Origin of the sequence: Lactobacillus jensenii DSM 20557, assembly GCF_001436455.1 — a bacterium.
Classification (GTDB): Bacteria; Bacillota; Bacilli; order Lactobacillales; family Lactobacillaceae; genus Lactobacillus; species Lactobacillus jensenii.
This window is the reverse complement of sequence record NZ_AYYU01000012.1, coordinates 19,557-42,005: the sequence shown is the minus strand read 5'-3', so window position 1 is coordinate 42,005 and position 22,449 is coordinate 19,557. Positions and strand designations below refer to the sequence as shown.

General features: G+C 35.0%; 25 protein-coding genes and 1 riboswitch. Of the genes, 17 read left to right on the top strand and 8 right to left on the bottom strand.

What is annotated here, in order from left to right:
* Positions 1 to 278: 278 nt before the first annotated feature.
* Positions 279 to 530 (bottom strand): hypothetical protein, encoded by a 252-nt coding sequence (locus tag FC45_RS04580; RefSeq protein WP_006585254.1) that lies wholly within the window; start codon positions 528 to 530, stop codon positions 279 to 281.
* A 96-nt stretch (positions 531 to 626) separates the two neighbouring features.
* On the opposite strand from FC45_RS04580, the gene FC45_RS04575 reads away from it, so the two are divergent.
* The 3 genes from FC45_RS04575 to FC45_RS04565 are packed head-to-tail and all read left to right on the top strand — an operon-like array spanning position 627 to position 2,755.
* Positions 627 to 1,328 carry a metal ABC transporter ATP-binding protein gene (locus FC45_RS04575; protein WP_006585253.1) on the top strand — a complete coding sequence of 234 codons (702 nt, stop codon included), beginning with the start codon at positions 627 to 629 and terminating at the stop codon, positions 1,326 to 1,328.
* The gene (locus tag FC45_RS04570; RefSeq protein WP_006585252.1) at positions 1,329 to 2,129 is read left to right on the top strand and encodes an ABC transporter permease; all 801 of its coding nucleotides are present in this window, start codon (positions 1,329 to 1,331) and stop codon (positions 2,127 to 2,129) included. It abuts the gene before it with no gap.
* 5 nt (positions 2,130 to 2,134) lie between these two features.
* On the top strand, positions 2,135 to 2,755 hold the full coding sequence (locus FC45_RS04565) for an alpha/beta hydrolase (RefSeq protein ID WP_006588691.1): 621 nt from the start codon (positions 2,135 to 2,137) through the stop codon (positions 2,753 to 2,755).
* A 116-nt stretch (positions 2,756 to 2,871) separates the two neighbouring features.
* On the opposite strand, the gene FC45_RS04560 is transcribed toward FC45_RS04565, so the two are convergent.
* From FC45_RS04560 to FC45_RS04550, 3 genes are all read right to left on the bottom strand, one after another.
* Entirely contained in the window at positions 2,872 to 4,296 is a 1,425-nt protein-coding gene (locus FC45_RS04560) for a C69 family dipeptidase (protein ID WP_006588692.1), read from the bottom strand.
* A gap of 107 nt (positions 4,297 to 4,403) precedes the next feature.
* Complete coding sequence (locus FC45_RS04555) at positions 4,404 to 5,687, bottom strand: nucleobase:cation symporter-2 family protein (protein WP_057706422.1); 1,284 nt, start codon at positions 5,685 to 5,687, stop codon at positions 4,404 to 4,406.
* Positions 5,687 to 6,265 carry a xanthine phosphoribosyltransferase gene (locus tag FC45_RS04550; RefSeq protein ID WP_006587814.1) on the bottom strand — a complete coding sequence of 193 codons (579 nt, stop codon included), beginning with the start codon at positions 6,263 to 6,265 and terminating at the stop codon, positions 5,687 to 5,689. Before FC45_RS04550 ends, FC45_RS04555 begins: the two co-directional genes overlap by 1 nt.
* A gap of 69 nt (positions 6,266 to 6,334) precedes the next feature.
* A riboswitch (purine riboswitch) is annotated at positions 6,335 to 6,432 on the bottom strand.
* 180 nt (positions 6,433 to 6,612) lie between these two features.
* Here FC45_RS04550 and guaA point away from each other — a divergent pair.
* The 4 genes from guaA to FC45_RS04530 all read left to right on the top strand — a co-directional run bounded on the left by guaA (position 6,613) and on the right by FC45_RS04530 (position 9,965).
* Positions 6,613 to 8,163 (top strand): glutamine-hydrolyzing GMP synthase, encoded by a 1,551-nt coding sequence (guaA, locus tag FC45_RS04545; protein ID WP_006585248.1) that lies wholly within the window; start codon positions 6,613 to 6,615, stop codon positions 8,161 to 8,163.
* A 116-nt stretch (positions 8,164 to 8,279) separates the two neighbouring features.
* Entirely contained in the window at positions 8,280 to 9,035 is a 756-nt protein-coding gene (locus tag FC45_RS04540) for a DUF4931 domain-containing protein (protein WP_006585247.1), read from the top strand.
* A gap of 38 nt (positions 9,036 to 9,073) precedes the next feature.
* Entirely contained in the window at positions 9,074 to 9,703 is a 630-nt protein-coding gene (locus tag FC45_RS04535; protein ID WP_006585246.1) for a L,D-transpeptidase, read from the top strand.
* A 19-nt stretch (positions 9,704 to 9,722) separates the two neighbouring features.
* Positions 9,723 to 9,965: a hypothetical protein gene (locus FC45_RS04530; protein WP_006587812.1), complete on the top strand. Its 243-nt coding sequence runs from the start codon at positions 9,723 to 9,725 to the stop codon at positions 9,963 to 9,965.
* A 53-nt stretch (positions 9,966 to 10,018) separates the two neighbouring features.
* On the opposite strand, the gene FC45_RS04525 is transcribed toward FC45_RS04530, so the two are convergent.
* Positions 10,019 to 10,588 (bottom strand): DUF4811 domain-containing protein, encoded by a 570-nt coding sequence (locus FC45_RS04525; protein ID WP_006585244.1) that lies wholly within the window; start codon positions 10,586 to 10,588, stop codon positions 10,019 to 10,021.
* The gene (locus FC45_RS04520; protein ID WP_006587811.1) at positions 10,588 to 12,063 is read right to left on the bottom strand and encodes an MDR family MFS transporter; all 1,476 of its coding nucleotides are present in this window, start codon (positions 12,061 to 12,063) and stop codon (positions 10,588 to 10,590) included. Before FC45_RS04520 ends, FC45_RS04525 begins: the two co-directional genes overlap by 1 nt.
* A gap of 187 nt (positions 12,064 to 12,250) precedes the next feature.
* Between FC45_RS04520 and FC45_RS04515 the strand changes: the two genes are divergently transcribed.
* A complete protein-coding gene (locus FC45_RS04515; RefSeq protein WP_006587810.1) occupies positions 12,251 to 12,682 on the top strand; it encodes a MerR family transcriptional regulator in 432 nt (143 codons plus the stop codon).
* Positions 12,683 to 12,732: 50 nt separating this feature from the next.
* Here FC45_RS04515 and FC45_RS04510 read toward each other — a convergent pair whose 3' ends face one another.
* Complete coding sequence (locus FC45_RS04510) at positions 12,733 to 13,683, bottom strand: nucleoside hydrolase (RefSeq protein WP_006585243.1); 951 nt, start codon at positions 13,681 to 13,683, stop codon at positions 12,733 to 12,735.
* Positions 13,684 to 13,846: 163 nt separating this feature from the next.
* Between FC45_RS04510 and FC45_RS07955 the strand changes: the two genes are divergently transcribed.
* Both FC45_RS07955 and FC45_RS07830 read left to right on the top strand, forming a co-directional pair.
* Positions 13,847 to 14,041 carry an LPXTG cell wall anchor domain-containing protein gene (locus tag FC45_RS07955; protein ID WP_080543094.1) on the top strand — a complete coding sequence of 65 codons (195 nt, stop codon included), beginning with the start codon at positions 13,847 to 13,849 and terminating at the stop codon, positions 14,039 to 14,041.
* Between the two features lie 87 nt (positions 14,042 to 14,128).
* Positions 14,129 to 14,272 carry a hypothetical protein gene (locus FC45_RS07830; protein ID WP_006587809.1) on the top strand — a complete coding sequence of 48 codons (144 nt, stop codon included), beginning with the start codon at positions 14,129 to 14,131 and terminating at the stop codon, positions 14,270 to 14,272.
* Between the two features lie 436 nt (positions 14,273 to 14,708).
* Here the strand turns inward: FC45_RS07830 and FC45_RS04505 are convergent, their stop codons facing one another.
* Positions 14,709 to 15,818: an endonuclease/exonuclease/phosphatase family protein gene (locus FC45_RS04505; protein WP_021351342.1), complete on the bottom strand. Its 1,110-nt coding sequence runs from the start codon at positions 15,816 to 15,818 to the stop codon at positions 14,709 to 14,711.
* Between the two features lie 147 nt (positions 15,819 to 15,965).
* On the opposite strand from FC45_RS04505, the gene FC45_RS04500 reads away from it, so the two are divergent.
* The 7 genes from FC45_RS04500 (at position 15,966) to cshA (ending at position 22,404) form a co-directional block, all read left to right on the top strand.
* Positions 15,966 to 16,871 carry an ABC transporter ATP-binding protein gene (locus tag FC45_RS04500; RefSeq protein WP_006587806.1) on the top strand — a complete coding sequence of 302 codons (906 nt, stop codon included), beginning with the start codon at positions 15,966 to 15,968 and terminating at the stop codon, positions 16,869 to 16,871.
* Positions 16,868 to 18,103, top strand: coding sequence for an ABC transporter permease (locus FC45_RS04495; protein WP_006585240.1), 1,236 nt, complete (start codon positions 16,868 to 16,870; stop codon positions 18,101 to 18,103). Before FC45_RS04500 ends, FC45_RS04495 begins: the two co-directional genes overlap by 4 nt.
* A 76-nt stretch (positions 18,104 to 18,179) precedes the next feature.
* On the top strand, positions 18,180 to 18,629 hold the full coding sequence (locus tag FC45_RS04490; protein ID WP_006587805.1) for an 8-oxo-dGTP diphosphatase: 450 nt from the start codon (positions 18,180 to 18,182) through the stop codon (positions 18,627 to 18,629).
* A complete protein-coding gene (locus FC45_RS04485; RefSeq protein ID WP_006585239.1) occupies positions 18,622 to 19,116 on the top strand; it encodes a DUF4145 domain-containing protein in 495 nt (164 codons plus the stop codon). Before FC45_RS04490 ends, FC45_RS04485 begins: the two co-directional genes overlap by 8 nt.
* A 100-nt stretch (positions 19,117 to 19,216) precedes the next feature.
* Complete coding sequence (locus FC45_RS04480; protein WP_006585238.1) at positions 19,217 to 19,474, top strand: type B 50S ribosomal protein L31; 258 nt, start codon at positions 19,217 to 19,219, stop codon at positions 19,472 to 19,474.
* A 97-nt stretch (positions 19,475 to 19,571) separates the two neighbouring features.
* On the top strand, positions 19,572 to 20,939 hold the full coding sequence (locus tag FC45_RS04475; protein WP_006585237.1) for a UDP-N-acetylmuramoyl-tripeptide--D-alanyl-D-alanine ligase: 1,368 nt from the start codon (positions 19,572 to 19,574) through the stop codon (positions 20,937 to 20,939).
* A 10-nt stretch (positions 20,940 to 20,949) separates the two neighbouring features.
* Positions 20,950 to 22,404 (top strand): degradosome RNA helicase CshA, encoded by a 1,455-nt coding sequence (gene cshA / locus FC45_RS04470; protein ID WP_006585236.1) that lies wholly within the window; start codon positions 20,950 to 20,952, stop codon positions 22,402 to 22,404.
* Positions 22,405 to 22,449: the final 45 nt, after the last annotated feature.

Sequence of the window (22,449 nt, the reverse complement as noted above, 5' to 3'; positions counted from 1 at the left end):
GCTAAAAGATATAAACCATCAATATATCTAGTTATTAAATAGGAAATAGTCTCATCAGGAATTTTAGCATTGCGAAGTACTTTAGCTAGTTCAGATATACTATATCTTTTTGAGTGTTCCAATTTGTACGACTTTATGATAAAGTCATTAAACAAATCATAAGATTCACTACGAATATGCAATTCACAATTAGATTGAAATTTAGATATAAATATTTTTAATAATTGAACTAACGTTTTATCAACATCTCTGTATAATTCCGTAGCAAACATAATCCTTTATTCAAAAGTCGTTGTTGTTCTATTACTACTGCAACGTTGACTATGTGCACCTGATAGTGCGCCTGCTGCTTGGGTTGTAGTTAATCCTAAATCATTTAATGCTGCAACATCACGAGAAAGAAGGGCAGCTTTTTCTTCTTTTGAAATATCAAGCTTTTCTAAAAATGACCTTGGATTAGCTAGAAAATCGCCAATAAATTTTGGATCACTTTGTAATCGGTCGATTAAAATTTTAAATTCTTTTGACATAATAATGTCCTCCTTTTTTTAATTTGACATAATATTATCACCAGGATACAATTAAATTAATATTAAAATTAATAAAAAATAAAAAGGGAAGATTAAATGATTATTGCAAACAAACTAAGAATCGGCTACAAAACAACTACAGTAGTTAATGATTTAAATTTTAAATTAGAAGAAGGTAAATTTATTGCTTTAATTGGAGCAAATGGTGCCGGAAAATCCACTTTAATTAATACAATGATTGGAATTGTTAAGCCTTTAGCTGGAAGAATTAACTGGCAAGTTGAAACTGACAAAAAGAATCCGTTTAATGCTGTAGGTTTTAGTCCACAAAGTCAATTAATTGATTGGTATACTAATGTTTTTGATAATGTAATTCAGGGACCACTTTTAGCTGGTTATAAGATGAGTGTAGCAAAGAAACAAGCAGAGTTTGCCTTAGAATTACTTGATATTGTTGATTTGAAAGATAAGCCAGTAGACCATATTTCTGGTGGACAACAACAACGGGTACAAATAGCCCGGGAAATAGCCCGTAAACCTAAAATTTATATTTTAGATGAACCAACGACTGGATTAGATGTCGAAACTGGTGAGAAGCTCTTTCGTTATTTACAAACTGAAGTTAAAAATGGTGCCTTAGTTTTAACTTCCTCTCATGATTTAACTTTATTAGAAAGTTATGCAGATCAGGTTTTATTTATTAATGAACATGAACAACAATTCTTTGGTAGTTTAAAGGCCTTTTTAGCTGACGGTACTAGCTTGAGAGATAAATATTTGCAAGAAAGAGGTAACTAAATGAATCCTGCTAATTTTAGAAATATTTCACTGGGACTAAGATCAATTAAAATTGTGGCCAATAATGAATGGCGCGCTTTTGTCCATAATAAAGGCTTGCTTTTATCAATGTTTATGCAACCACTAATTACTTATGGCTTATTGGTAATGGCCTTAAATGAAAATTTGAGTGCAGTGCATTATGCTGGTCTTACTCTTCCATATAAGCAATATGCGCTAACTGGGGTTTTGACTTTCTTTATGACGACGCAAATGTCACAGGCGATGTATCGGGCAACTGTTGATAAAGAGTATGGTTTACTGGCAATTAAATTTACTAATGGGGTACAACCTTGGCATTATCTTGCTGGGATGAGCTTTTTCCCAATTATCGGCTTACTGTTCCAGAGTGCAATTTTAATCGTTTTAGGGCTATTAACTGGGGGTGTTTATAATTTATTGTACTTACTTTTATCACTCCTAGTTTTAATTGTTTCACTTGAATTTTGGTCAACCCTAGGCATTATTTTAAGTACTAGAATCTCATCATATGAGCAACGTGATGTGATAATGACTTTAATTTTTTCACCAATTTCATATGCAGCCCCAACCTTGTATGTTTTCAGTGATAATTCACCACTTATTATTAAAATTTTGTCAGCAATCAATCCATTAACTTATCAATTAAAGGCACTCAGAGCAGTGGCTTTTGGTAGCTTTAATTTGATGGAAATTGTAAGTGCAATTTTAATTTCAATTGCCATGATTGTTTTGGCTCAAGTTATTTTGAAACGGATGCCATTGAGTTTAGCTGAGAGATAAGTATAGTGAGTAGCTCATTGTATTTAAATAATCCGTCCGAATTGAAAATTTATATTTATCTTCATGGAGGTCCATTTTTTATTCTTGAAAATTTAAATGATGATCCATTTACTCACTATTTTAATAAGATGTTGAAAAATATTTTTATCATAAATTATCCTGTAGTAAAAAGACAAGGTGGAGTTATAGATTTTCAATATGTTTATCAAGAAATTGAAAGATTAAGAATTGAAAAAACTAACTATGAACTTTACTTAATAGGAGAGAGTTATGGTGGATATCTAGCAAGCTTATTTTCAAAGTATAATCTTGTTGAAAAAATTATCTGTATAAGTGGATTTGTTAGTATAAAATATCAAGCGTTGTTTTCATCAGAGAGAGTGTGGTTAACATCCTATTTGTCACCTGAAGCATCAGATTTTTATGACATACATAAAAAGAATTTGGTAAGAACAGCGATTACTTTTTTTAATGGGACTAAAGATATGCAAATACCATATCAACAACTTTTACCATTAGCTAGTAATGATAAAATAAAAATTGTATTATTAGATGGCTTTAAACATAGAGAAGCTAATCAAAAGATGGATAATTTGTTAAAAAAGGTGCTTGATTTATTAGATTAAAATATATACAAAAAATGTTGATAATCTTGGTTACATTATTGAAGTTAACCTTGATTATCAACATTTTTTATTGAAATCTATTTTTATTCAATTGTTTTTAGTATTTGCAAGTAATCTTAGTCAAGTAAGTCGTATTTCAAAGTCATTAAACCATGACCTTCATCAACCATTTGACCAAGTAATTCTACTGTATTGCTATAAACAACTTCTGCCATTTTATCATTTGCAGCTTCAAGTTTAGTTTGTAAGTCTTTGCCAGACAAATCTTTAACTGCTGCATCAGTATCGTGTTGAATCTTGTGGCAAGCTGCTAAACTCTTTTGTTCAAAGTCAGCTTCTAATTCACCATATACGCGATAGTTAGTATCACCTAATTGAGCTGCTAACTTATTTACCCAGAAAATCTTGGTTAAATCAAATTGAGAAGTTGTTTGCCAGCTAGCTGGAGTGGTAGTGATGTTGGTGTAGAAAGGTACAAAAGTGTTGAAAGTGTTAGGACCAAATGCCAACCATTGAACACCAGCAATTTCAGCAGGGACATTGTTTCTAATTTGCAAGACGTGAGTTTCAAAATTACGATTAATTCCGATTGGACGGAAAGTCTTCTTTTGTTCTGCTGTTCCTTGTTCGCCATAGGCATCATAAGGGGTGTCTTGGTAGTGAGAGCTTTCAGCCCACTTAATATCTTCTAAGCTAATTTTACGGTTAGCATGGCAGATGAATGGTTGGTCTTGATCGCTAGGCTTACCACCGAATTCAGGGTTAAAGAAGTTGTGAATATACCAAGCACGTGGGTTATTGTAGTGGGCATCTTTAATAGTAGATGAACCAAAAATATGACGTAAATTGTAACCTTCAAAGTCAGGATTTAAGTTATAATTTTCGATTAATTCTTTTAAGTCACTTGAACATACAAAATCTGGATCATCGAACTTGAATTCATCAATGTTCAAACGGTTAGGAGCGATTACATAAGCATCATCAGGGATGCGACGTGCTGCCCAGTGGTGTCCACCAATAGTTTCAAGATACCAAATTTCATCCTTATCAGAAAAGGCCATACCGTTCATTTCATATGTGCCATATTTTTCAAGTAAGTAACCAACCCGCTTAACTCCATCTCTAGCGGAGTGGATGTAAGGCAGGGTTAAAGTAACGAAATCTTCTTCACCTAATCCACCTTCTTCAGTGGTCAAAAGTGGATCAATCCCTTGGATTCTTGAGTTAGTAGTAATTGTTTCAGTAGCAGTCATGGCAATGTTTTCAGAGTTAATACCCGCTGCAGCCCAAATGCCATTTTTGCCAGAAGCATCAGGAGCGCTTGTGTAACGAAGGGGTGTTAATGCTAAATCTTCATCATCTATCACTTGCTTACTAATGACGCTTTGGTAATGCTTAGGTTGTTGCTCTGGGTTAACGACTTTAAAACTTTCTGGAATAATAGTTCTACCACCGTCTTCACTTCGAGCAATCATAGTTGAACCATCAATTGTGGCTTTTTTACCAACTAGAATAGTGGTACATTCAGTTTGTTCTTTCATATGCATTTCCTTCTTCTTTTTAACTTAATTCCATTGTAGGAGAAAAAGCTCTAGGATAAAAGAAAAGCTTGAGTTAAATACTCAAGCTTTTAAAAAATATATAATTACTACTTTGAATTTAATCCTTCTTTACCTTTGAAAATTAGATTCAAAAGAGTTGCACTAAGGCTGGCAACCACGATACCGTTCCCTAAGAATAATTGAACAGTTTGTGGCAAATGTTGGAAAATTTGTGGATAAGAAGTTACCCCTAGACCTAAACCAACAGAAAGTGCAATTACTAAAATGTTGCGGTTATCACTTAAATCAACTTTTAGGAGCATCTTAATTCCTTGAACTGCAATCATAGTGAACATTACTAGCATTGCCCCACCTAAAACAGAGATTGGAATAATAGTTACAATGGCGCCGATTTTAGGTAATAAACCTAAGCCCATTAATAGGCCAGCAGCCCAAAAGATTGGACGTCTAGTTTTAATGCCAGAAAGTTGGAGTAAACCGACATTTTGTGAAAAGGTAGTGTAAGGGAAAGTGTTAAAAATCCCACCGAATATTTGAGCCAATCCTTCAGCACGGTAGCCTCGTTTAAGATCATCTTCGTTAACGTCTTGCTTTAACAAATCACTTGTAGCAAAGAAAACACCAGTTGATTCTACCATTGATACTAAGGCGATGATAATCATCGTTACACTAGATGACCATTCAAATTCAGGCTTACCAAAGTAGAAAAACTGTGGCAAATGAAACCATGAAGCTTGTAAAACAGATGTAAGTGAGACCATTCCTAGAAATGAAGCTAAAACAGTACCAGCAATTAATCCAATTAAAACCGCAATTGATTTTAAAAAGCCTTTAGCCAGTAATTCGATTAAAATAATTACCAAAATTGTCGCAAAAGCAGTGATTAAGTACTTACTGTCACCAAAATTTTTAGCAGTGGCAGTTCCGCCACCCATATTTTGAAAGGCAACCGGAATTAGGGTTAACCCAATTACTGTAATCAAACTACCAGTAACAACTGGTGGAAAAAGTTTTTTGATTTTTGAAAACCAGCCGGCAATACAAAAGACAAAAATCCCAGCAACGATAATGGCACCGTACATAGTATTAATTGAAAATTTTTGCCCGATTAGTTCAAGTGGAGCCACAGCTTGAATTGCACAACCTAAGACAACGGGTAAGTCGATTCCTAAATAACAATTACGGAATAATTGCAATAAGGTTGCTAATCCACACATGAAAATATCAATTGAAACTAAATAAGTCATTTGTGTGGTATTAAATTTTAGGGCTGTTCCAATTAAGAGAGGCACTGCTACGGCACCCGAATACATTGCAAGTAAGTGTTGTAAACCTAAGATAGCTGCTTTTTTGTGAGATACTTCTTTCATTATTCCTCTCCTACGAAGTGAACTTCTCCATTTTCAAAACTAGCAATATTAGCTAAGGCTTCAAAGCGTAAGCCTTGCTTCTTAATCCAGTCGCTACCACCTTGGAAATCTTTAGCAACAACTGCACCGACACCGACAATTTCTGCACCGGCTTGGTTTGCAATTGAAACCATTCCTTTAACAGCTTCACCGTGGGCAACAAAGTCATCAAGAATTAGGACTTTATCGGTTGCACTAAGGAATTTCTTTTCTACGCAAATTTTGTTATTAACTTTTTTAGTGTAGGAAAAGACATCAGCTAGATAAACTGCATCATTTAGAGTTGATGGCTTTTTCTTACGGGCAAAGACCATTGGTACACCTAAGACATAAGCAGCCATTACACTTGGCGCAATTCCAGAAGCTTCACAAGTTAATACTTTAGTGATGCCAGCATCTTTAAATAAACGAGCGAATTCTTTCCCGAGCTCCATCATCAATTCTGGATCGACTTGATGATTTAAGAATGAGTTGATTTTTAAGACGTCCCCATCAAGCACTTGACCATCACGTTTGATTCGCTCTTCTAATAATTTCACTTAGTCTTCCTCCTAAAAACTAAAAACAAAAAAGGCCCCTTCTACCATGACTGTGGAAAAAGAAGCCTTTTAAAAAGCCAAAATATCCATAGTCTGAAATTTAAGGTTTCAGGTAGAAACTGTTGCCCGTATTGCAACGATATACAGATAATAAATCTCATTAATAAAAAGTGTTGTTTGTATTCTAGCAAAGATAATTATAAAATTCAACTATAAAGTAAAAATATTGGCGTAAAAAGCAAATTATATTTTACACTTTTTAAATTAATATTTGCTTTTTAGTTGACCGAATTCCAAAAAATTAGTATAGTCAGGATAAATTTGTTAAGCAGAAAAGGAGAAGTAGGGTGTCTGTAAAAAATATATCTGACTTTGATAAAATCATTGTGCTAGACTTTGGTAGCCAATATAACCAACTGATTACACGCCGTCTACGTGACTTTGGTATTTACTCAGAATTATTACCAAATGATTTTTCAATTGAAAAAATTAAAGAAATGAATCCTAAGGGGATTATTTTTTCAGGTGGACCAAACAGTGTTTATGATGAAGGTAGCTTAAAAGTAAATCCTGAAATTTTTGAATTGGGGATTCCGATTTTAGGCATTTGTTATGGGATGCAGTTAATGGCTCATGATTTGGGTGGTAAGGTTGAAAAAGCTGATCACTCAGAATATGGCCGCGCAGATATTGACGTTACAGACGCTACTAAGTTATTTGAAAAATTGCCTGCAAAGCAAACTGTTTGGATGAGTCATGGTGACTTGGTAACTAGTGTTCCGGACGGTTTTGAAACTTTAGCATCTAGTCCCAACTGCCCAATTAGCGCGATGGCTAATGTTGCTAAGAAATTTTATGGTATTCAGTTCCATGCAGAAGTTCGTAATTCTGAATATGGCTTAGATATTTTGAAGAACTTTGCTTTTAACGTTTGTGGAGCTCGTGCTAACTGGACGATGGACGACTTCATTGACCTAGAAGTAGCTAAAATCCGCAAGCAAGTTGGCGATGGCAAGGTAATCTTAGGCTTGTCTGGTGGGGTAGATTCTAGCGTTACTGCCACTTTACTTCATAAGGCTATTGGCAACCAATTAACTGCAATTTTTGTTGATCATGGTTTACTTAGAAAAGATGAAGCTAAACAAGTTATGGCAGCTTTGAATCGTGATTTAGGGGTTAATATCATTAAAGTCGATGCCAAAAAACGCTTCTTAGATAAGTTAAAGGGTGTTAGTGAACCTGAACAAAAGCGCAAGATTATTGGTAAAGAATTCATCGAAGTCTTCAATGAAGAAGCCAAAAAGCTTAATGGTGTAAAATTCTTAGCTCAAGGTACGCTTTATACTGATGTAATTGAAAGTGGTACTAAGACTGCTCAAACAATCAAGTCCCACCACAATGTAGGGGGTCTTCCTAAGGACTTAGGCTTCGAGTTAGTTGAACCTTTGCGTAAGTTATTCAAGGATGAAGTGCGTGAACTTGGTGAAAAGTTAGGCATTCCACATGAACTTGTTTGGCGTCAGCCATTCCCAGGACCAGGTCTTGGTATTCGGGTAATTGGCGAAATTACCGAAGAAAAGCTTGAAATTGTCCGTGAAACTGATGCAATTTTGCGTGAAGAAATTAAAAAAGCTGGTCTTGAAGAAGAGGTTTGGCAATACTTCACAGTCTTGCCAGGAATTCGCTCAGTCGGAGTAATGGGTGACGGCAGAACATACGACTACACTATTGGTATTCGCGCAGTTAGCTCAATTGATGGGATGACCGCCGACTTTTCAAAGTTGCCATGGGAAGTTTTACAAAAGGTATCAACTAGAATGGTAGATGAAGTTGACCATGTTAACCGCGTAGTCTACGACATTACTTCTAAGCCACCTGCAACTATTGAATGGGAATAAGATACAACTCGTTAGCAAGGCTAACGAGTTTTTTATTTACAATCTCTAAAAATAGGTATATAAAATTAAGAATATACAATTACGTTGTAAATATAAATTAAGGATGCGAAATGTAAGTGACTCCATTAGTCTTTAATACTCAAATAGCCAAAGGCAAGCCCTCTAATAACGATGGCTGTCCTTTTTGTGATATTGAAAAATTAACAGGAATTATTGAAAAGCAGAATCAATTTATTTGGCTGGAGAATAAATATCAGACTCTGCTTGATACTTATTTAACTTTGATTATTGAGTCAAGTGATCATTTAGGAGATATAACCAACTATTCGTATGAGTATAATCGTTCTTTAATTCACTATGCGGTAGATAAGTGGCTTAAATTAGATAATTCTAAGCAATATCGAAGTGTGGCAATGTTTAAAAATTTTGGCCCTTTGTCTGGTGGTAGTTTGCGCCATCCCCATTTACAAATTGTCGGCTTTAAAAAAGCTGATATTTATTCAGAAGTTCATTCAGAAAATTTTACTGGATTATCAATAAAAAAAGGCCCAAACTTTGAAGTAAATATGTCATTACAACCAATTATGGGATATACAGAATTCAATGTAATTATTTCTAATATGGATAAATTAGACTTATTTTCAGATAATATTAAAGACTTAGTTAGTTTTTGTATGAGCGAAGCCTTTTATCAGGGAAGATGTAAGTCATATAATCTATTCTTTTATCGAATTGATGGAAAAGTAATTTGTAAGTTAGTTCCGAGATTTATAACACCACCATATTATATTGGCTATCGCCAATCACAAAGAAATAGCGATATTAATTTAGAAAAGATTAAGACCGACTTTTTTAACTATATTGAAAATTAAAAATACGAGCGAAAAATGTTACAATAATAATGATTTGATTGATTTTTGAGGAGTTGATTGTGATTAAGCTTAATAAAACTTCGATTGCTTCTTTATTGGCAATAGCTTTAGCAATAGTTTTGGCTAATACAGCAATGTTAGATCAAGCAAAAACTAAAGAAGTTGCCTCATCATCATTGAAAGTAACAAAATCTAAAGCAAATAAGGCAAAGGAAATCAAAATTAATTGGCAAAAACCTTCTGAAAATAAGCCGTATCCTAAAGTTGCTGATTATCCCAAGATGTGGGTTAAAGTTTCTAAAGCTAAACAAAGAACTTATTTAATGAATGGATCAAAAATTTTATACACTATGTATTGTTCTACTGGCTCTGGTGGAGATCGAGCAACGCCAGAAGGGACTTTTCATATTCAGGCAGAACGTGGAGACTTTTTCTACAATCAGGAAAGTGGAGAAGGTGCAAAGTACTGGGTTTCTTGGAAGGATCATGGAGTTTACCTATTTCATACCGTACCCACTGATTCTCAGGGACATTTTGTTGAATCTGAAGCTGAAAAATTAGGTAAAAACGCAAATTCACATGGATGTATTAGATTATCAGTTCCTGATGCTAAATGGTTTTATGAAAATATTAAAGAAGGAACAAAAGTTGTAATTACCAATAGCTAATTTTAGTGGGGATAGATTGGTGAAGCTAATAAAATTATTACTTACTAAGCATTATGAATTTGAATCCTGGTTAGATAATTATTTTTGGCTAAGTCATTTGGTTAAGGCAAATCGTTTATATACAGCAGGAATTTTGCTTTACAACTTTATATGTTTATTTTTTACGCAATTACTTTTTGTAGGTTGGCGTGAATTTTTTATTATTTTGGTCTTATTGAATGTAGTTTTATTTGGTGTGCGTTTTTTTGAAATAAAAAAATAAAAGACTAGGAATTTTCCTAGTCTTTTTGTATGGTCCTTTTAAGGGAGTTAACCTTATTTATTTTGCATTTGCGCTTGCATTAGCATTTGTTTTTTCTGCATTGCGATCATTTGCTTCTTTAACTTAGTGACTTGGCTAGTTGAGAGTACTTTCCAAGTGTTTGGCACTTCAAAAGTATTTACACGTTGCTTTAGCTGATTTTCTTTACCTAAAAAGCCAAAGAGTAACTTGTAAAACTTATTTTTGAAGTGATAACGAGTTTCTTGGGTAACAAGCGTAGCAGTAGTGTAGCCAGTTTTTACTTTATTGATAGTTTTGGTATTAACTTGAGTATGCTTCTTTTTACCATTGTAAATATAAACTTTAGGTCCTTTATTGCCGACTTGTTTATAAACTAAGAGGTTTAATTGGCCAACGCTAGCAGTTGGCTTGATTGTAACTTGTTTATTAGTAGTCTTGGCTTCCATCCCAAAATGAGCATTTTCATTGGCCATCATGCCAATCCCGCTAGTTAAGGCGAGTGCTAATCCCAGGTAAGCAAAGAGGTAGTGGAATTTAGTAATTGGAATCACATTGAAAATAAAGTAAATTACTAAGCCAATAATTAATAAAAGAATAGCCATTATCTTGCCTCCTTACCATTAGTGATTTCTTCTTTTTTAGCGATATTACCTTTTCTCAAAAATAGTGCAGCAAAGATTAGTAAAACTGCAAATACAATTGCAACCATGAAGGCAGCTTTGTAGCCTAATATCACAGCGTCAATAGCTTTATCTTTATATGCTAAAGGATTTTGAGTTAATAGACTCTTAGCCGGAGTGTTTGAATTAGCAACATTGGTCAAGACTGAGGTTAAAATTGCAGTTCCAATTGAACCGGCAACTTGACGCACTGTGTTGTTAACAGCAGTACCGTGGGTCATTAAGTTAAGTGGCAAAGCGTTCATTCCGGCAGTTGTGACCGGCATCATCATCATTGCAACCCCAAACATTCTAACTGCGTAAAAGGCCGTGATGTAGATAGTAGGAGTATTAGGACCGATGAATAAGAAGGCACTGGTACCGAAGATTAACATCACTGCCCCAGTGATAACCATGTGTTTAGCACCATATTTATCAAATAAACGACCGGTGATTGGTGACATAACACCCATGGCAATAGCACCTGGAAGTAAGATTAATCCTGATTGTAAGGCACTTTTGCCAAGAACATTTTGAATGTAAAGGGGCAAAATCATTTCTGCAGCTAGCATTCCCATATAGGATAAACTACTGATGATTGTACCTAAAGTATATTGACCAGTTTTAAAAACATTCAAATTCAAAAATGGTTCTTCAAGCTTAAATTGGCGAACTGCAAATAAGGCAACAATTGCTGCACCAATAACTAGGGATGCAATCACAGTGGTATCATCCCAGCCCTTACTACCAACTTCAGCAAAACCATAAAGCATAATTCCAAAACCGGCAATTGAAGTTACAACTGACCAGAAATCAAGCTTCGGACTAGTATTAGGCAAGACATCTTTCATTAAGAAAAAGGCTGCAATAATAACTACTGATATAATTGGAATAATCATGCCGAATAAATCCCGCCAGGTAAAGTGGTCAACAATATAACCTGATAAAGTTGGTCCGATTGCTGGTGCCATTCCGATTGCAAGCCCCATTGTTCCCATGGCAGCACCACGTTTTTCAGGTGGATAGATCATTAAGACAATTGATTGCATTAGCGGCATCGAAACCCCGGCTCCGATAGCTTGAACCAATCTACCTGCAAGTAAAACTTGGAAGTTAGGTGACCAGTAAGCCAGCATAGTTCCTAATAAGTAAATAATTAGGGCGCTAATGTACATAAACTTGGTTGATAATTTGTTAATTAAGTAGGCGCTGACTGGAATCATAATTCCGTTAACTAAGGTAAATCCGGTAGTTAGCCATTGCACAGTGCTTGCATCGATGTTGAAAGTTTTCATCATTGATGGGTAAGCTGTAGCTAATAAAGTAGCCGTTAAAATTGTGACGAATGAACCGGTAATCAGCACGGTCATCAATAAAGTACGGTTGTATTTATTACCATGAATATCAGTTGATACCATTATTTAACCTCTTTCTTTTTTTGCAAAAGATTTAACTTTTTTGTAAAATTATTTAACAATTTAAAATTGTAAAATTAACCGATATATTTGTCAAATGATTTTACAAAAGTACCAAAATAAATTAGAATTAAGTTATAATATTTATCACATATAAGCTGTGCTTAACTTGGAAAGATTGGAGACAATTATGGTAAAAAAACATAAAAACTTTTTAAAATTACTCGATAATATTCAATTAAGCATTGGCGATGTAAGCGATGGAATTGGAGTAAGTCAGCGTCAACTACGTTATTGGGAAGAAAAAGGCTACATAAAACCAATTTCTGATAACGAAAAGGGAGTAAGAAAATATAATTTCTTAATGGCTGGTAGATGTGCACAAATCAAAGAATATTTAGACGAAGGTTATACTTTGAGTAAAGCATATGAAAAAACGATTGAAGTTGAAGAAAAGCGAAAAGTGATTCGTAATTTCTTATTTAAACAGCACGGTAATTTTGAAGTAGAGATAACTGATAGTAAGCAATCATTTGGCGAAATTGACTTGGGAGCAACTGGTGAAGGCAAAGAACTCTATGGCATTGTTAATGCAGATGGAGTTAAATATGAATTACGGTAAAAAATAAGATCAAGATTTCCTGAATTGGAATTTCTTGATCTTTTTTTGTCTTATTTTCTAAATAATTCTTCCAAGCTGTCACAAATGTCGCGGCTAACTTTATCAGCTTCAATATCAATTGCTACCTTAACATTTGGCTTAGCCTTGCGTAAATCTTCTAAGCGGCCAATTGTTCTACCGCGGCTAGGGCCTTCAGTTTCACAGGTTAAATGCATTGACAAGAAAGTGAACCATTCTGGGTGAATTGCTGCACAGACCGCAGCAGGGTCATGAAGACTACCACCATGCAAATATGGTGAATATTTATCATAAATATGGATGTAGTAGTCAACAATATCAGCGTATTTTTCACCAACTGTGGTTTGAGTTTCACGCCACTTTTGCGTATCAGCTAAACCGATTGGCGTTTTCATTGTGACATCAAGGCCAACCATAATTACAGGGGTGCCACTTTCAAATAAAATCTTAGCTGCAAGGGGGTCTTGGTTAATATTAGCTTCAGCATAAGGGCTAACATTACCGCGAACAGTCAAGGCTCCACCCATGATAACAACTTGGCCGATTTCATCTTTAAAAGTAGGATATTTTTGTAAAACTAAGGCTAAGTCAGTCATTGGACCAGTAGCAATAACGAGTAAATCCTTGCCATACTTCTTAGTTGCTTCAATGATGAAGTCAATTCCACTAGTAGTTTCAACTGGACGCCTAGCTGCTGGGATACTTACTTGCCCAATTCCGTTTTCTCCGTGGATATCAGCGCTAACTTCCATTCGGTCGAAGTGATCTTGGTCAATGGCGTGATCATTTCCCAAAAAGACGGGAATGTCTGTTTTACCTAACATTTTCAAAAGAGCTAGGGCATTTTTAGCACCTTGTTCTGTGTAGACATTACCGTAAGTGCCAACAACTCCGATTAAGTCGAGCTCATCTTTTGCGATAGTGTAGGCTAGCGCCATTGCGTCATCAATTCCAGTATCAAGGGATAAAATTACTTTTTTCATGGTGAAGTCCTTTCTAAAAAACATCTACGTTAATCATACTATGTTTGGTATATTTTTGCCGTAGAAGTTAAAGGTACAAATTTAATCTTAAGTTTTGATAAGTGCTACAATATATAATTGTAAAGGCTTGCATATATGGAGGAAAAGCTATGAATAAAAGCAAATAAAGGTAGACCAAAATTCTAAAGTTGCTACTAAGGTAGTTAAACCGGAAAATAAATTATCATTAGCTAAAGTAAGTAGTATTAATAAGCAACATTTACCACAAACAGGCAACCACGTGACTGTTTTAGGTGCTTTAGGAATGCTTTTGGTAAGTTTAGGTTTGTCTTTAGGGTTAAAACGTAAGGATAATTAGTTGTGAATAAAGCGTAGAAACCTTTGAATATTCTATATATAACTACTGTGCTTAGACTCTAAAATAATATTAATAAGGTACATATTCATGGATAATAAAAGAATTTCGAGAAAAGAATACAAAAATAACTTATTTCAAAAGAGAAAACCAAAAAATATATTTTTGAGATATTTACTTATTGGATTTGATGCAATTTTAGAAGCTTTTGGCATTGGAGAAGAGGATAAATAATATTATAGCAGTTATATAAGTTTATTTTTGCTTTATATAATTATTTTGCAATATGAGATACTCAGACTTCTATAGTGTTGGGATATTACTCAATTAATATATGAAAATATGGTGGCTTTGATGACATATTATTCCAAGACGATACTTTATAAGACGTCAAGAAGAGTAGATTATTACAACAAGCAATCAGAACCTCTTCAAACTGGTAGTGTTTCAGCCGATGTATTAGCAAACTTAGGTATAGTTTTTGTTTTTTAAGAAAAGGATAGCTAAATTTGATTAAATTTAGCTGTGGAGAATATCTTTTCAGATAAATAAACAAGACAAGACTTCATAATTAAAGAAATCTTGCCTTTTTTTATGAATCCTTAAAACTGTATATAGTTGGTAACTTTATTTCAATAGAGCAAAAAGAGTTAAAAACAAACAAGCATTTTTATCTTAAACTAAAGCTCAATTTCACCGGATTATGATCCGCATAAGCGAATTGAGTATCGATATTGTAGCTAACAGCTTGGACATTAGGCGAAACCAAGAAACCATCAACGATAGTGGTATAGGTTACGCCTTTTTTGTATGGAATATCGCTACCGCGGCAGGTTGGCACATCATCCGCATTTTGTGCAGTAATCATTCTCATGCCACTACTTGCCAGGTCTTTTTGACTTAAGACAGCTAGCCAGTCGTGCTGCTTTTGTTCTGACTTAAAATGCGCAACATATTTGGTACCAAATGCATGGTTAAAGTCGCCACCGCAGATGACGTAGTTGCCTTTTTGAATTTCAGCTTTCATAACGTGATTGAGCAGGGCAAGTTGCTTTTTCTTAGATAAGCCACCCTTGTCATAAGCGGACATGTGGCTGTTAATTAAGACCAGCTCTTTGTCGTTTTTGACTGGTAGGCGCATGACGTTGAAGCAACGGTCGAGGTCAACGAACTTTTCAATTAAGCTTGAGCTGACAAAGTATTTCCGGCGCTCGCTACTATCAATGTGGTATTTACTTAATGCCAAGATACCACTACGAGCAAAGCCATGGGGATTATTCAGGGGGAAGGCAATATAAGCACTGTGGAAATTCTGTGCAAAACTGCTGCCCATATCATCGAAGGCGTTTTCCGCCATTTTAACCTGGTTAACGCCAAAAGAGCGAGTTGAATTAGTATCTATTTCTTGGAAAAAGGCAAAGTCGGGATTTTGCTTTTTGATTGTGGCAATTGCACCTTTAGTATCAGCTAGTTCACTCGCTTTTGAGACTGCAGTTCCATATTTTCCTCGCGTTTTGGCCCCATTTTTCATTTCACCAGTATCCATGAAGAAACTGTACTTGGGATTATAAGCACCAAAGCCGACATTATAGGTAGTTAGAGTGTAAGTTTTATTTGTAGCTAGAGTTTTAGCTTGGTTGTTCTTGATGTGAATAACTTGGTGGTCAGGGATGCGGTAGTAATTCTCTTGCATGTAAATTGCATAGCCTAGTAAAGTAATAATAACGATTGCTAAAAGTCCTAGTAGACTTCGAATTGTATACTTAATTGCTTTTTTCATAGTATTCTCCTCAATGGAGCTTATTATACCTATAAAGTTTCTTAGAAAAAAGTGTTTGTAGCCATATAATGGATATCATTACCACCTTCAGCTGCATTATTGTTAAACTTAAACTAGAAAGACATATATGGAAAGAAGGGGGAAAATATGGTTAAACAAACACATTTGGTAATTGACCAAGTTAAGAAAAGCTACCGTACTAAGGAAGTTCTTAAAGGTATCAGTTTTGACTGTAAGCCTGGACAAATTACCGGTTTAATCGGGAAGAACGGTTCTGGTAAAACTACCTTGTTTCACTCAATTTTGCATTTCTTAGATTACGAGGGCAAAATTACACTCAATGGTCAGTTTTTTTCTAGTGCAGACTACAATATAGTTGGCTACCTACCAGAAGAGCGAAGCTTGATGCCAAAACTGACAGTTTTAGAGCAAGTTCGCTATTTAGCTAGTCTTAAAGGAATGAGTAATAGTGATATTAAAGCCGCCTTGCCAGCTTGGATGGAGAAACTGCAAGTTGTTGGTAAGATGAGTGATAAGATTAAGTCTTTGTCTAAAGGTAACCAGCAGAAGATTCAAATGATTGCGACGATGATTCATCAACCTCAGATTTTGATTTTAGATGAACCATTTAGTGGACTTGATCCCGTTAATGTCGACTTGATGAAAGATATTATCTTAGACCAGGCTAAGCGTGGAGCTACGGTTATTTTTTCTGACCATAACATGGATAATGTTGAACGGCTCTGCGACAAGGTGGTTATGATTAATCATGGGCAATTGGTTTTAAATGGCACAATTCAAGAAATTAGAGATAGCTATCCAAAAGAATATCTCTATCTTAAAAAAGCTGGTTTAAACCGTGAGCAAGTGGCAAGCTTGCCAGGTTGTGAATCATTTGTGCAGCGCCACGATGGAGTCTGGGCAATTAAGTTAACAGATGAAAAATATGGCCCAGAAATTTTTGACTTGTTATCACACGGTGAATATATTCAAACCTTCAGTCAAGAAGCACCAACTTTAGATCAAATATTTAAGATGGAGGCGGCAAAATGAAAAAGATTTGGTTAGTTACAAAAGAAACTTTTATTAGACAGACCAAAGGAATTACCTTTATTTTGTCAGTTTTAGCTCCAGTGATATTTATGGCGATTATTTTTGGTGTCGTCTTTATTAGTCAAAAGCTAAGTGGCAGTGATAATCAGATTGACAATGCCATCGTTATTAGTAAAAACTATGCCCCTGCTGTTAAAGATTTAAGTAACTTTGAAGTGAAATCTGAAGCTGCAGCTAAAAAAGCATTAGCTGCTGAAGAAATTAAGGGCTATGTTAAAGTTGACGTTGCAAAATCTGGCCAAATCTCCGCTTCCTGGCTTGGAAAGGAAGCTATGGATAGTGGAGATAAGTCTAACTTAATGGCTAGCTTACAAAAGCTGCAACAAAGCCTTAATATCCAAGCTACTGGTTTAACAGCGAAACAATTAAAAACTTTAAATCAAAGTGTAAAAATTAGTGAAAAGATTAGTGGACATAATGGCTTAGCAAAAGAGGCTACTAAGGCAGATTTAACCGCAAAGCAAGCTAAGAGCATTGCTGCTAATGTCTTTATCTGGCTAACTTACTTTATTTTACTTACTTATATTTCTACGATGGCTCAAGAAATCGCCACTGAAAAAGGTTCTAAGATTATGGAAATTATCTTCTCCAGCATGCGTGGTGGGGATTACTTCGTTGGTAAAGTATTAGGTGTATTAGGTGTCTTTTTACTTCATGTTTTAGCCTATATTGCCCTTTTAGGCGTTGCAGTTATTGCCGGGCCGCAAATTAACATGTTTGCTAGTTTTTTCAAGAGTAATCAAGAGTTAATTTCACAAGTGATGAATAACCTTCTTAGCTGGAATTTGGTATTATTGCTACTTTCAGTGATTTTGTCAATTGTCATTGCAGCCTTTTGTGGCGCTTTAGCTAATAGAGTGGAAGATTTACAAAAAGTTCTTGCTCCAATCATGTATCTGGTAATTATTTCTTTAGTTGCAGCGCCAAATTTGAGTAAAGGTGATAGTTTATTTGCTCAAGTAATTAGCTGTCTACCACTATTTTCAGGCTTTATCTTGCCAGGCCGGATTGCAGAAGGTGTGTCTGGTACGCCAGAATTAGTGATTGCTACGATAATTTCAGTAGTGACTTTGATACTTACCAGCTACTTGGTTAGAAAGGCTTATCCAAAGCTAATTTTACAAACTGATGATGGCAGTATTATTAAGAAAATTAAACGCCTAAGAGGATAGGAGAGAAGCTTTAGTGAGTTAATTCACTAAAGCTTTTTTGTTAAACTATATTTATTAAAGATTAGAAGGTGAAAAGATGGATCGCAGTGAAAAAGTTGTCTTAACTAACATGTGCATGGTATACGATGGCAGTAAAATTTTAGTAGAAAACCGTGTCAAAAAAGATTGGCCTGGAGTGACTTTCCCAGGAGGACATGTTGAACATGGTGAATCAATTGTAGATTCGACAGTTCGTGAAGTAAAAGAAGAAACTGGACTAGATATTAAAGATTTAAAAATTTGTGGTGTTAAACAATTTTTTGATGATGATATTAGGACAATTGTTTTTTTGTTTAAAACAAATCATTTTGCTGGTAAATTACAATCTAGTCGTGAAGGCGAAGTTTTCTGGATTGAACGCAAGGATTTAGAAAATTATCAACTAGCTGATGGCTTCGATAGCATGCTAGAAATTTTTGAAAATGATAATTTAAGTGAAAATTGTTGGTACTTAAAAGACAGTCAGTGGACTTATAAAAATGAATAAAGTTAGTTACCCTGAATTCTCAGAACTAATCAACTACTACCAAGCGCTTACTGGAAATGAATTAATTAATAAGCAGAAAAAACAGTTACTTAAAAGCTTACGTTTAGCTAAAAAAGGTGATTATCATCATGCTCTAGCAGATTTGCGAACAGAAGCAGAGAAATTAACTAAGTATTGGCTAGAGCAAAAGTATATTAAACCTGATTTGAACTTTAATCAGAATATTAGTTTATTACGTCATAGTGGTGTAAGCCAGAATGTAATTAATACTTTATTTGAAATTAAAGCAGCAGGTAATAAAGCGGTTCATGAGCTAGAGGCGAATGAAGAAGTTACTAAAAAGTGCTTCTATGACTATTTTAAAGTTTTGAATACTTGTTCACGGCAATTTGTGAATCAAGAGAGTTGGGTTATAGAAAAAGCCTTTTTAATTGTTGTAGTTATTATTTTAGGCCTATTTTTACTAAAATTAGGTCAACCAAATTAAAGAGAAACAATTGCATTTATCCACAATTGATGGTACTATAACTTAGTCGTATATAATCTATGGTCTGCAAGATTGACTATGGCAAAGGAGAATAGAGAACATGAAACAAGGAATTCATCCAGATTATCAACAAGTTGTTTTCATGGATTCAGCAACTGGTGCTAAGTTCTTAGCAGGTTCTACTTTGAATCCATCAGAAACAATTGAATTTGAAGGTAAGACTTATCCATTAGTACGTGTTGAAATTTCATCAGATTCACACCCATTCTACACTGGTAAGCAAAAGTTTGCTCAAGCAGATGGCCGAATCGAAAAATTCAACAAGAAGTACGGTCTTTCATCAAAGGAAAACAAATAATTGTATCCTTGCAATTAAGCAGTCCTTACCGGACTGCTTTTTTCTTGCAAATTCACTTTATTAAGAAATTATATTTATAAATTTAGAGGTTTTTAGTATGAAAATGCAGCTTGCGGAAATCGCCAAGGCGCTTGATACAACAATTGAAGGTAATAGTGATCCTGTTATTAGCTCAGTTGCTTTTGATTCTCGAAAATTAAATGAAAATTCATTGTTTGTCCCTTTAAAAGGGGAACGTGATGGGCATGATTTTATCAATTCAGCTATTGCTAATGGTGCAGTAGCTACACTTTGGGAAAAAGGACACCCTAATAAACCAGGCAACTTTCCATTGATTGAAGTGGATGATACTTTAGCTGCTATGCAAGAATTAGCTAAGTATTATCTCAATAAAGTAAATCCAGCTGTTGTTGGTATTACAGGTTCAAATGGTAAGACAACAACTAAAGATATGGTTGCTGCAGTCTTGTCTAAACGTTTTAATGTACATAAAACTCAGGCTAATTTTAATAATGAAATTGGTGTTCCAATGACAATTTTAGAAATGAAGCCAACTACTGAGATTTTAGTACTTGAAATGGGAATGGATCGTGCTGGTCAGTTGCATCATCTTAGCTCATTGGTTAAGCCGGATGTGTGTGTTATTACTATGATTGGTGAAGCACATATTGAGTTCTTTGGTTCACGTGATAAAATTGCCGATGCTAAGATGGAAATCACTGATTTCTTAAAAGAAGATGGTGAATTTATCTACAATGGTGATGAGCCACTATTAAGACAAAGAGCAGAAAAAATAACTCAAGTTAAATCTACTTTTGGATTTAGTGATCAAGATACAATTCATGCTTTAGAATTTAAGAGTTATATGCATCATGCATCTTTTGTGACTAATTCCTCAGAGCAGAAATTTTCAATTCCAATGATTGGTAAGCATAATGTATCAAATGCAATGGCCGCAATCTGCGTTGGACATCATTTTGGTGAATCAGATGATGAAATTGCTGCTAGTTTGTCTGACTTTACCCCAACTGCTAATAGAATGCAGTGGCGTAAAGGGGATGTTGGAGAAGACATTATGGATGATATCTACAATTCTAATCCAACTGCAGCTAAGGCCGTTTTAACAAGTTTTGGCCAAGTAGAAGTTCCTGAAGGTGGGAGAAGAATAGCTGTTTTAGGTGATATGCTTGAATTGGGTGCTGCTTCTGCTGAACTTCATGCTTCACTTGCTGACAAACTTGATCCATTGGTAATCAATGAAGTTTACCTCTATGGACCAGAAATGAAGAATTTGGAAGAAGCAATTAAGGGTAAGTATGTACCAGATACACTACATTATTACCCTCAAGATAAAATGGAACGAATGATTGATGACCTTAAAAATGATATTCATTCCAATGATATTGTCATGCTCAAAGCTTCTCACGGCATGCATTTAGATAAAGTTTTAGAAAGATTACTTTAGGAGAGTTTTAGTGAAATTTACAGAATTAGGCTTAAATGATGCTTTATTAAAAGCAATTAAACGTAGCGGCTTTGAAGAGGCAACTCCGATTCAAGAAAAAACCATTCCTCTAGCTTTAGCTGGCAAGGACGTAATCGGACAAGCTCAAACAGGAACTGGTAAGACTGCTGCTTTTGGTTTGCCAATTTTGCAAAAAATCGACAATAAAGAACATTTTATTCAAGCTTTGGTTATTGAACCAACTAGAGAATTAGCAATTCAAACTCAAGAAGAGTTATATCGCTTAGGACGCGATGAAAAGGCAAAAGTTCAAGTTGTTTATGGTGGTGCTGATATTAGTCGCCAAATTCGTGCCTTGAAACAAACTCCAGCTATTTTAGTAGGAACACCAGGACGAATTTTAGATCATTTAAAGAGAAAAACAGTTAAATTAGACAAGATTAAAACAGTTGTTTTGGATGAAGCTGATGAAATGCTAGACATGGGTTTTATTCAAGATATTGAGAGTATTTTGGATTTTGCCAAGAATCGTGAGCATACTCTTTTGTTTAGTGCAACAATGCCTAAGCCAATTCTAAGAATTGGTGAAAAGTTTATGAAAGAACCAGAGATTGTACAAATTAAGTCTAAAGAATTGACTGCAGATTTGATTGATCAATACTTCGTACGCGCAAAAGAAGCAGAAAAATTTGATATTATGTGTCGGTTAATCGACGTTCAAGCTCCAGATTTGGCTGTTGTCTTTGGTAGAACAAAAAGAAGAGTAGACGAGTTAACTCGTGGTTTAGTTGCTCGTGGCTATAATGCAGCTGGTATTCATGGTGATTTATCACAAGCTAAGAGAATGAGCGTCTTAAAGAGATTTAAGAATGGAAAATTGGATATTTTAGTTGCAACTGACGTTGCAGCTCGTGGACTTGACATTTCAGGGGTAACACACGTTTATAACTATGATATTCCACAAGATCCTGATTCTTATGTTCACCGAATTGGTAGAACTGGACGTGCAGGTAAGAATGGAATTTCAGTTACCTTTGTAACCCCAAATGAAATTGGTTATATGAGAACCATTGAAAACTTGACCAAGAAGAAGATGTCACCACTTCGTCCACCAACAGATGACCAAGCACTTCAAGGTCAATTGGCAATTGCTCATAAGCAAATCGAGGATTTGCTTAAGGCAGATTTAACTAAATATACTGAAGAAGCAAGTGAATTGTTGGATAATTATTCAGCAGTAGATTTAGTAGCGGCCTTTTTGAAGAATTTATCCAAAGATGCAGACGAAATTAAAGTTAAGATTACTCCTGAAAAGCCATTGCCATATAAGGGGCATGGTCGTCGTCGTGGCCACCGTAATAATTTTAAGCATGGTGGCGATCGAAATGAAAGACGGCATCGCAAGAGTAATGTGCGCCGCGGTAAGCATGATTTTGTAATTAAAAACAAGAAAAATCATAAATAGTTAAAATTTTGGCTCAAATTGTAATATTTGGGTCATTTTTTGTAT

Bases quoted from the DNA above. Each gene is read 5' to 3' on its own strand.
- FC45_RS04580 (WP_006585254.1), bottom strand. From the start codon at position 530: ATGTCAAAAGAATTTAAAATTTTAATCGACCGATTACAAAGTGATCCA.
- FC45_RS04575 (WP_006585253.1), top strand. From the start codon at position 627: ATGATTATTGCAAACAAACTAAGAATCGGCTACAAAACAACTACAGTA.
- FC45_RS04570 (WP_006585252.1), top strand. From the start codon at position 1,329: ATGAATCCTGCTAATTTTAGAAATATTTCACTGGGACTAAGATCAATT.
- FC45_RS04560 (WP_006588692.1), bottom strand. From the start codon at position 4,296: ATGAAAGAACAAACTGAATGTACCACTATTCTAGTTGGTAAAAAAGCC.
- FC45_RS04555 (WP_057706422.1), bottom strand. From the start codon at position 5,687: ATGAAAGAAGTATCTCACAAAAAAGCAGCTATCTTAGGTTTACAACAC.
- FC45_RS04525 (WP_006585244.1), bottom strand. From the start codon at position 10,588: ATGGCTATTCTTTTATTAATTATTGGCTTAGTAATTTACTTTATTTTC.
- FC45_RS04520 (WP_006587811.1), bottom strand. From the start codon at position 12,063: ATGGTATCAACTGATATTCATGGTAATAAATACAACCGTACTTTATTG.
- FC45_RS04515 (WP_006587810.1), top strand. From the start codon at position 12,251: ATGGTAAAAAAACATAAAAACTTTTTAAAATTACTCGATAATATTCAA.
- FC45_RS04510 (WP_006585243.1), bottom strand. From the start codon at position 13,683: ATGAAAAAAGTAATTTTATCCCTTGATACTGGAATTGATGACGCAATG.
- FC45_RS07830 (WP_006587809.1), top strand. From the start codon at position 14,129: ATGGATAATAAAAGAATTTCGAGAAAAGAATACAAAAATAACTTATTT.
- FC45_RS04505 (WP_021351342.1), bottom strand. From the start codon at position 15,818: ATGAAAAAAGCAATTAAGTATACAATTCGAAGTCTACTAGGACTTTTA.
- FC45_RS04500 (WP_006587806.1), top strand. From the start codon at position 15,966: ATGGTTAAACAAACACATTTGGTAATTGACCAAGTTAAGAAAAGCTAC.
- FC45_RS04495 (WP_006585240.1), top strand. From the start codon at position 16,868: ATGAAAAAGATTTGGTTAGTTACAAAAGAAACTTTTATTAGACAGACC.
- FC45_RS04490 (WP_006587805.1), top strand. From the start codon at position 18,180: ATGGATCGCAGTGAAAAAGTTGTCTTAACTAACATGTGCATGGTATAC.
- FC45_RS04485 (WP_006585239.1), top strand. From the start codon at position 18,622: ATGAATAAAGTTAGTTACCCTGAATTCTCAGAACTAATCAACTACTAC.
- FC45_RS04480 (WP_006585238.1), top strand. From the start codon at position 19,217: ATGAAACAAGGAATTCATCCAGATTATCAACAAGTTGTTTTCATGGAT.
- FC45_RS04475 (WP_006585237.1), top strand. From the start codon at position 19,572: ATGAAAATGCAGCTTGCGGAAATCGCCAAGGCGCTTGATACAACAATT.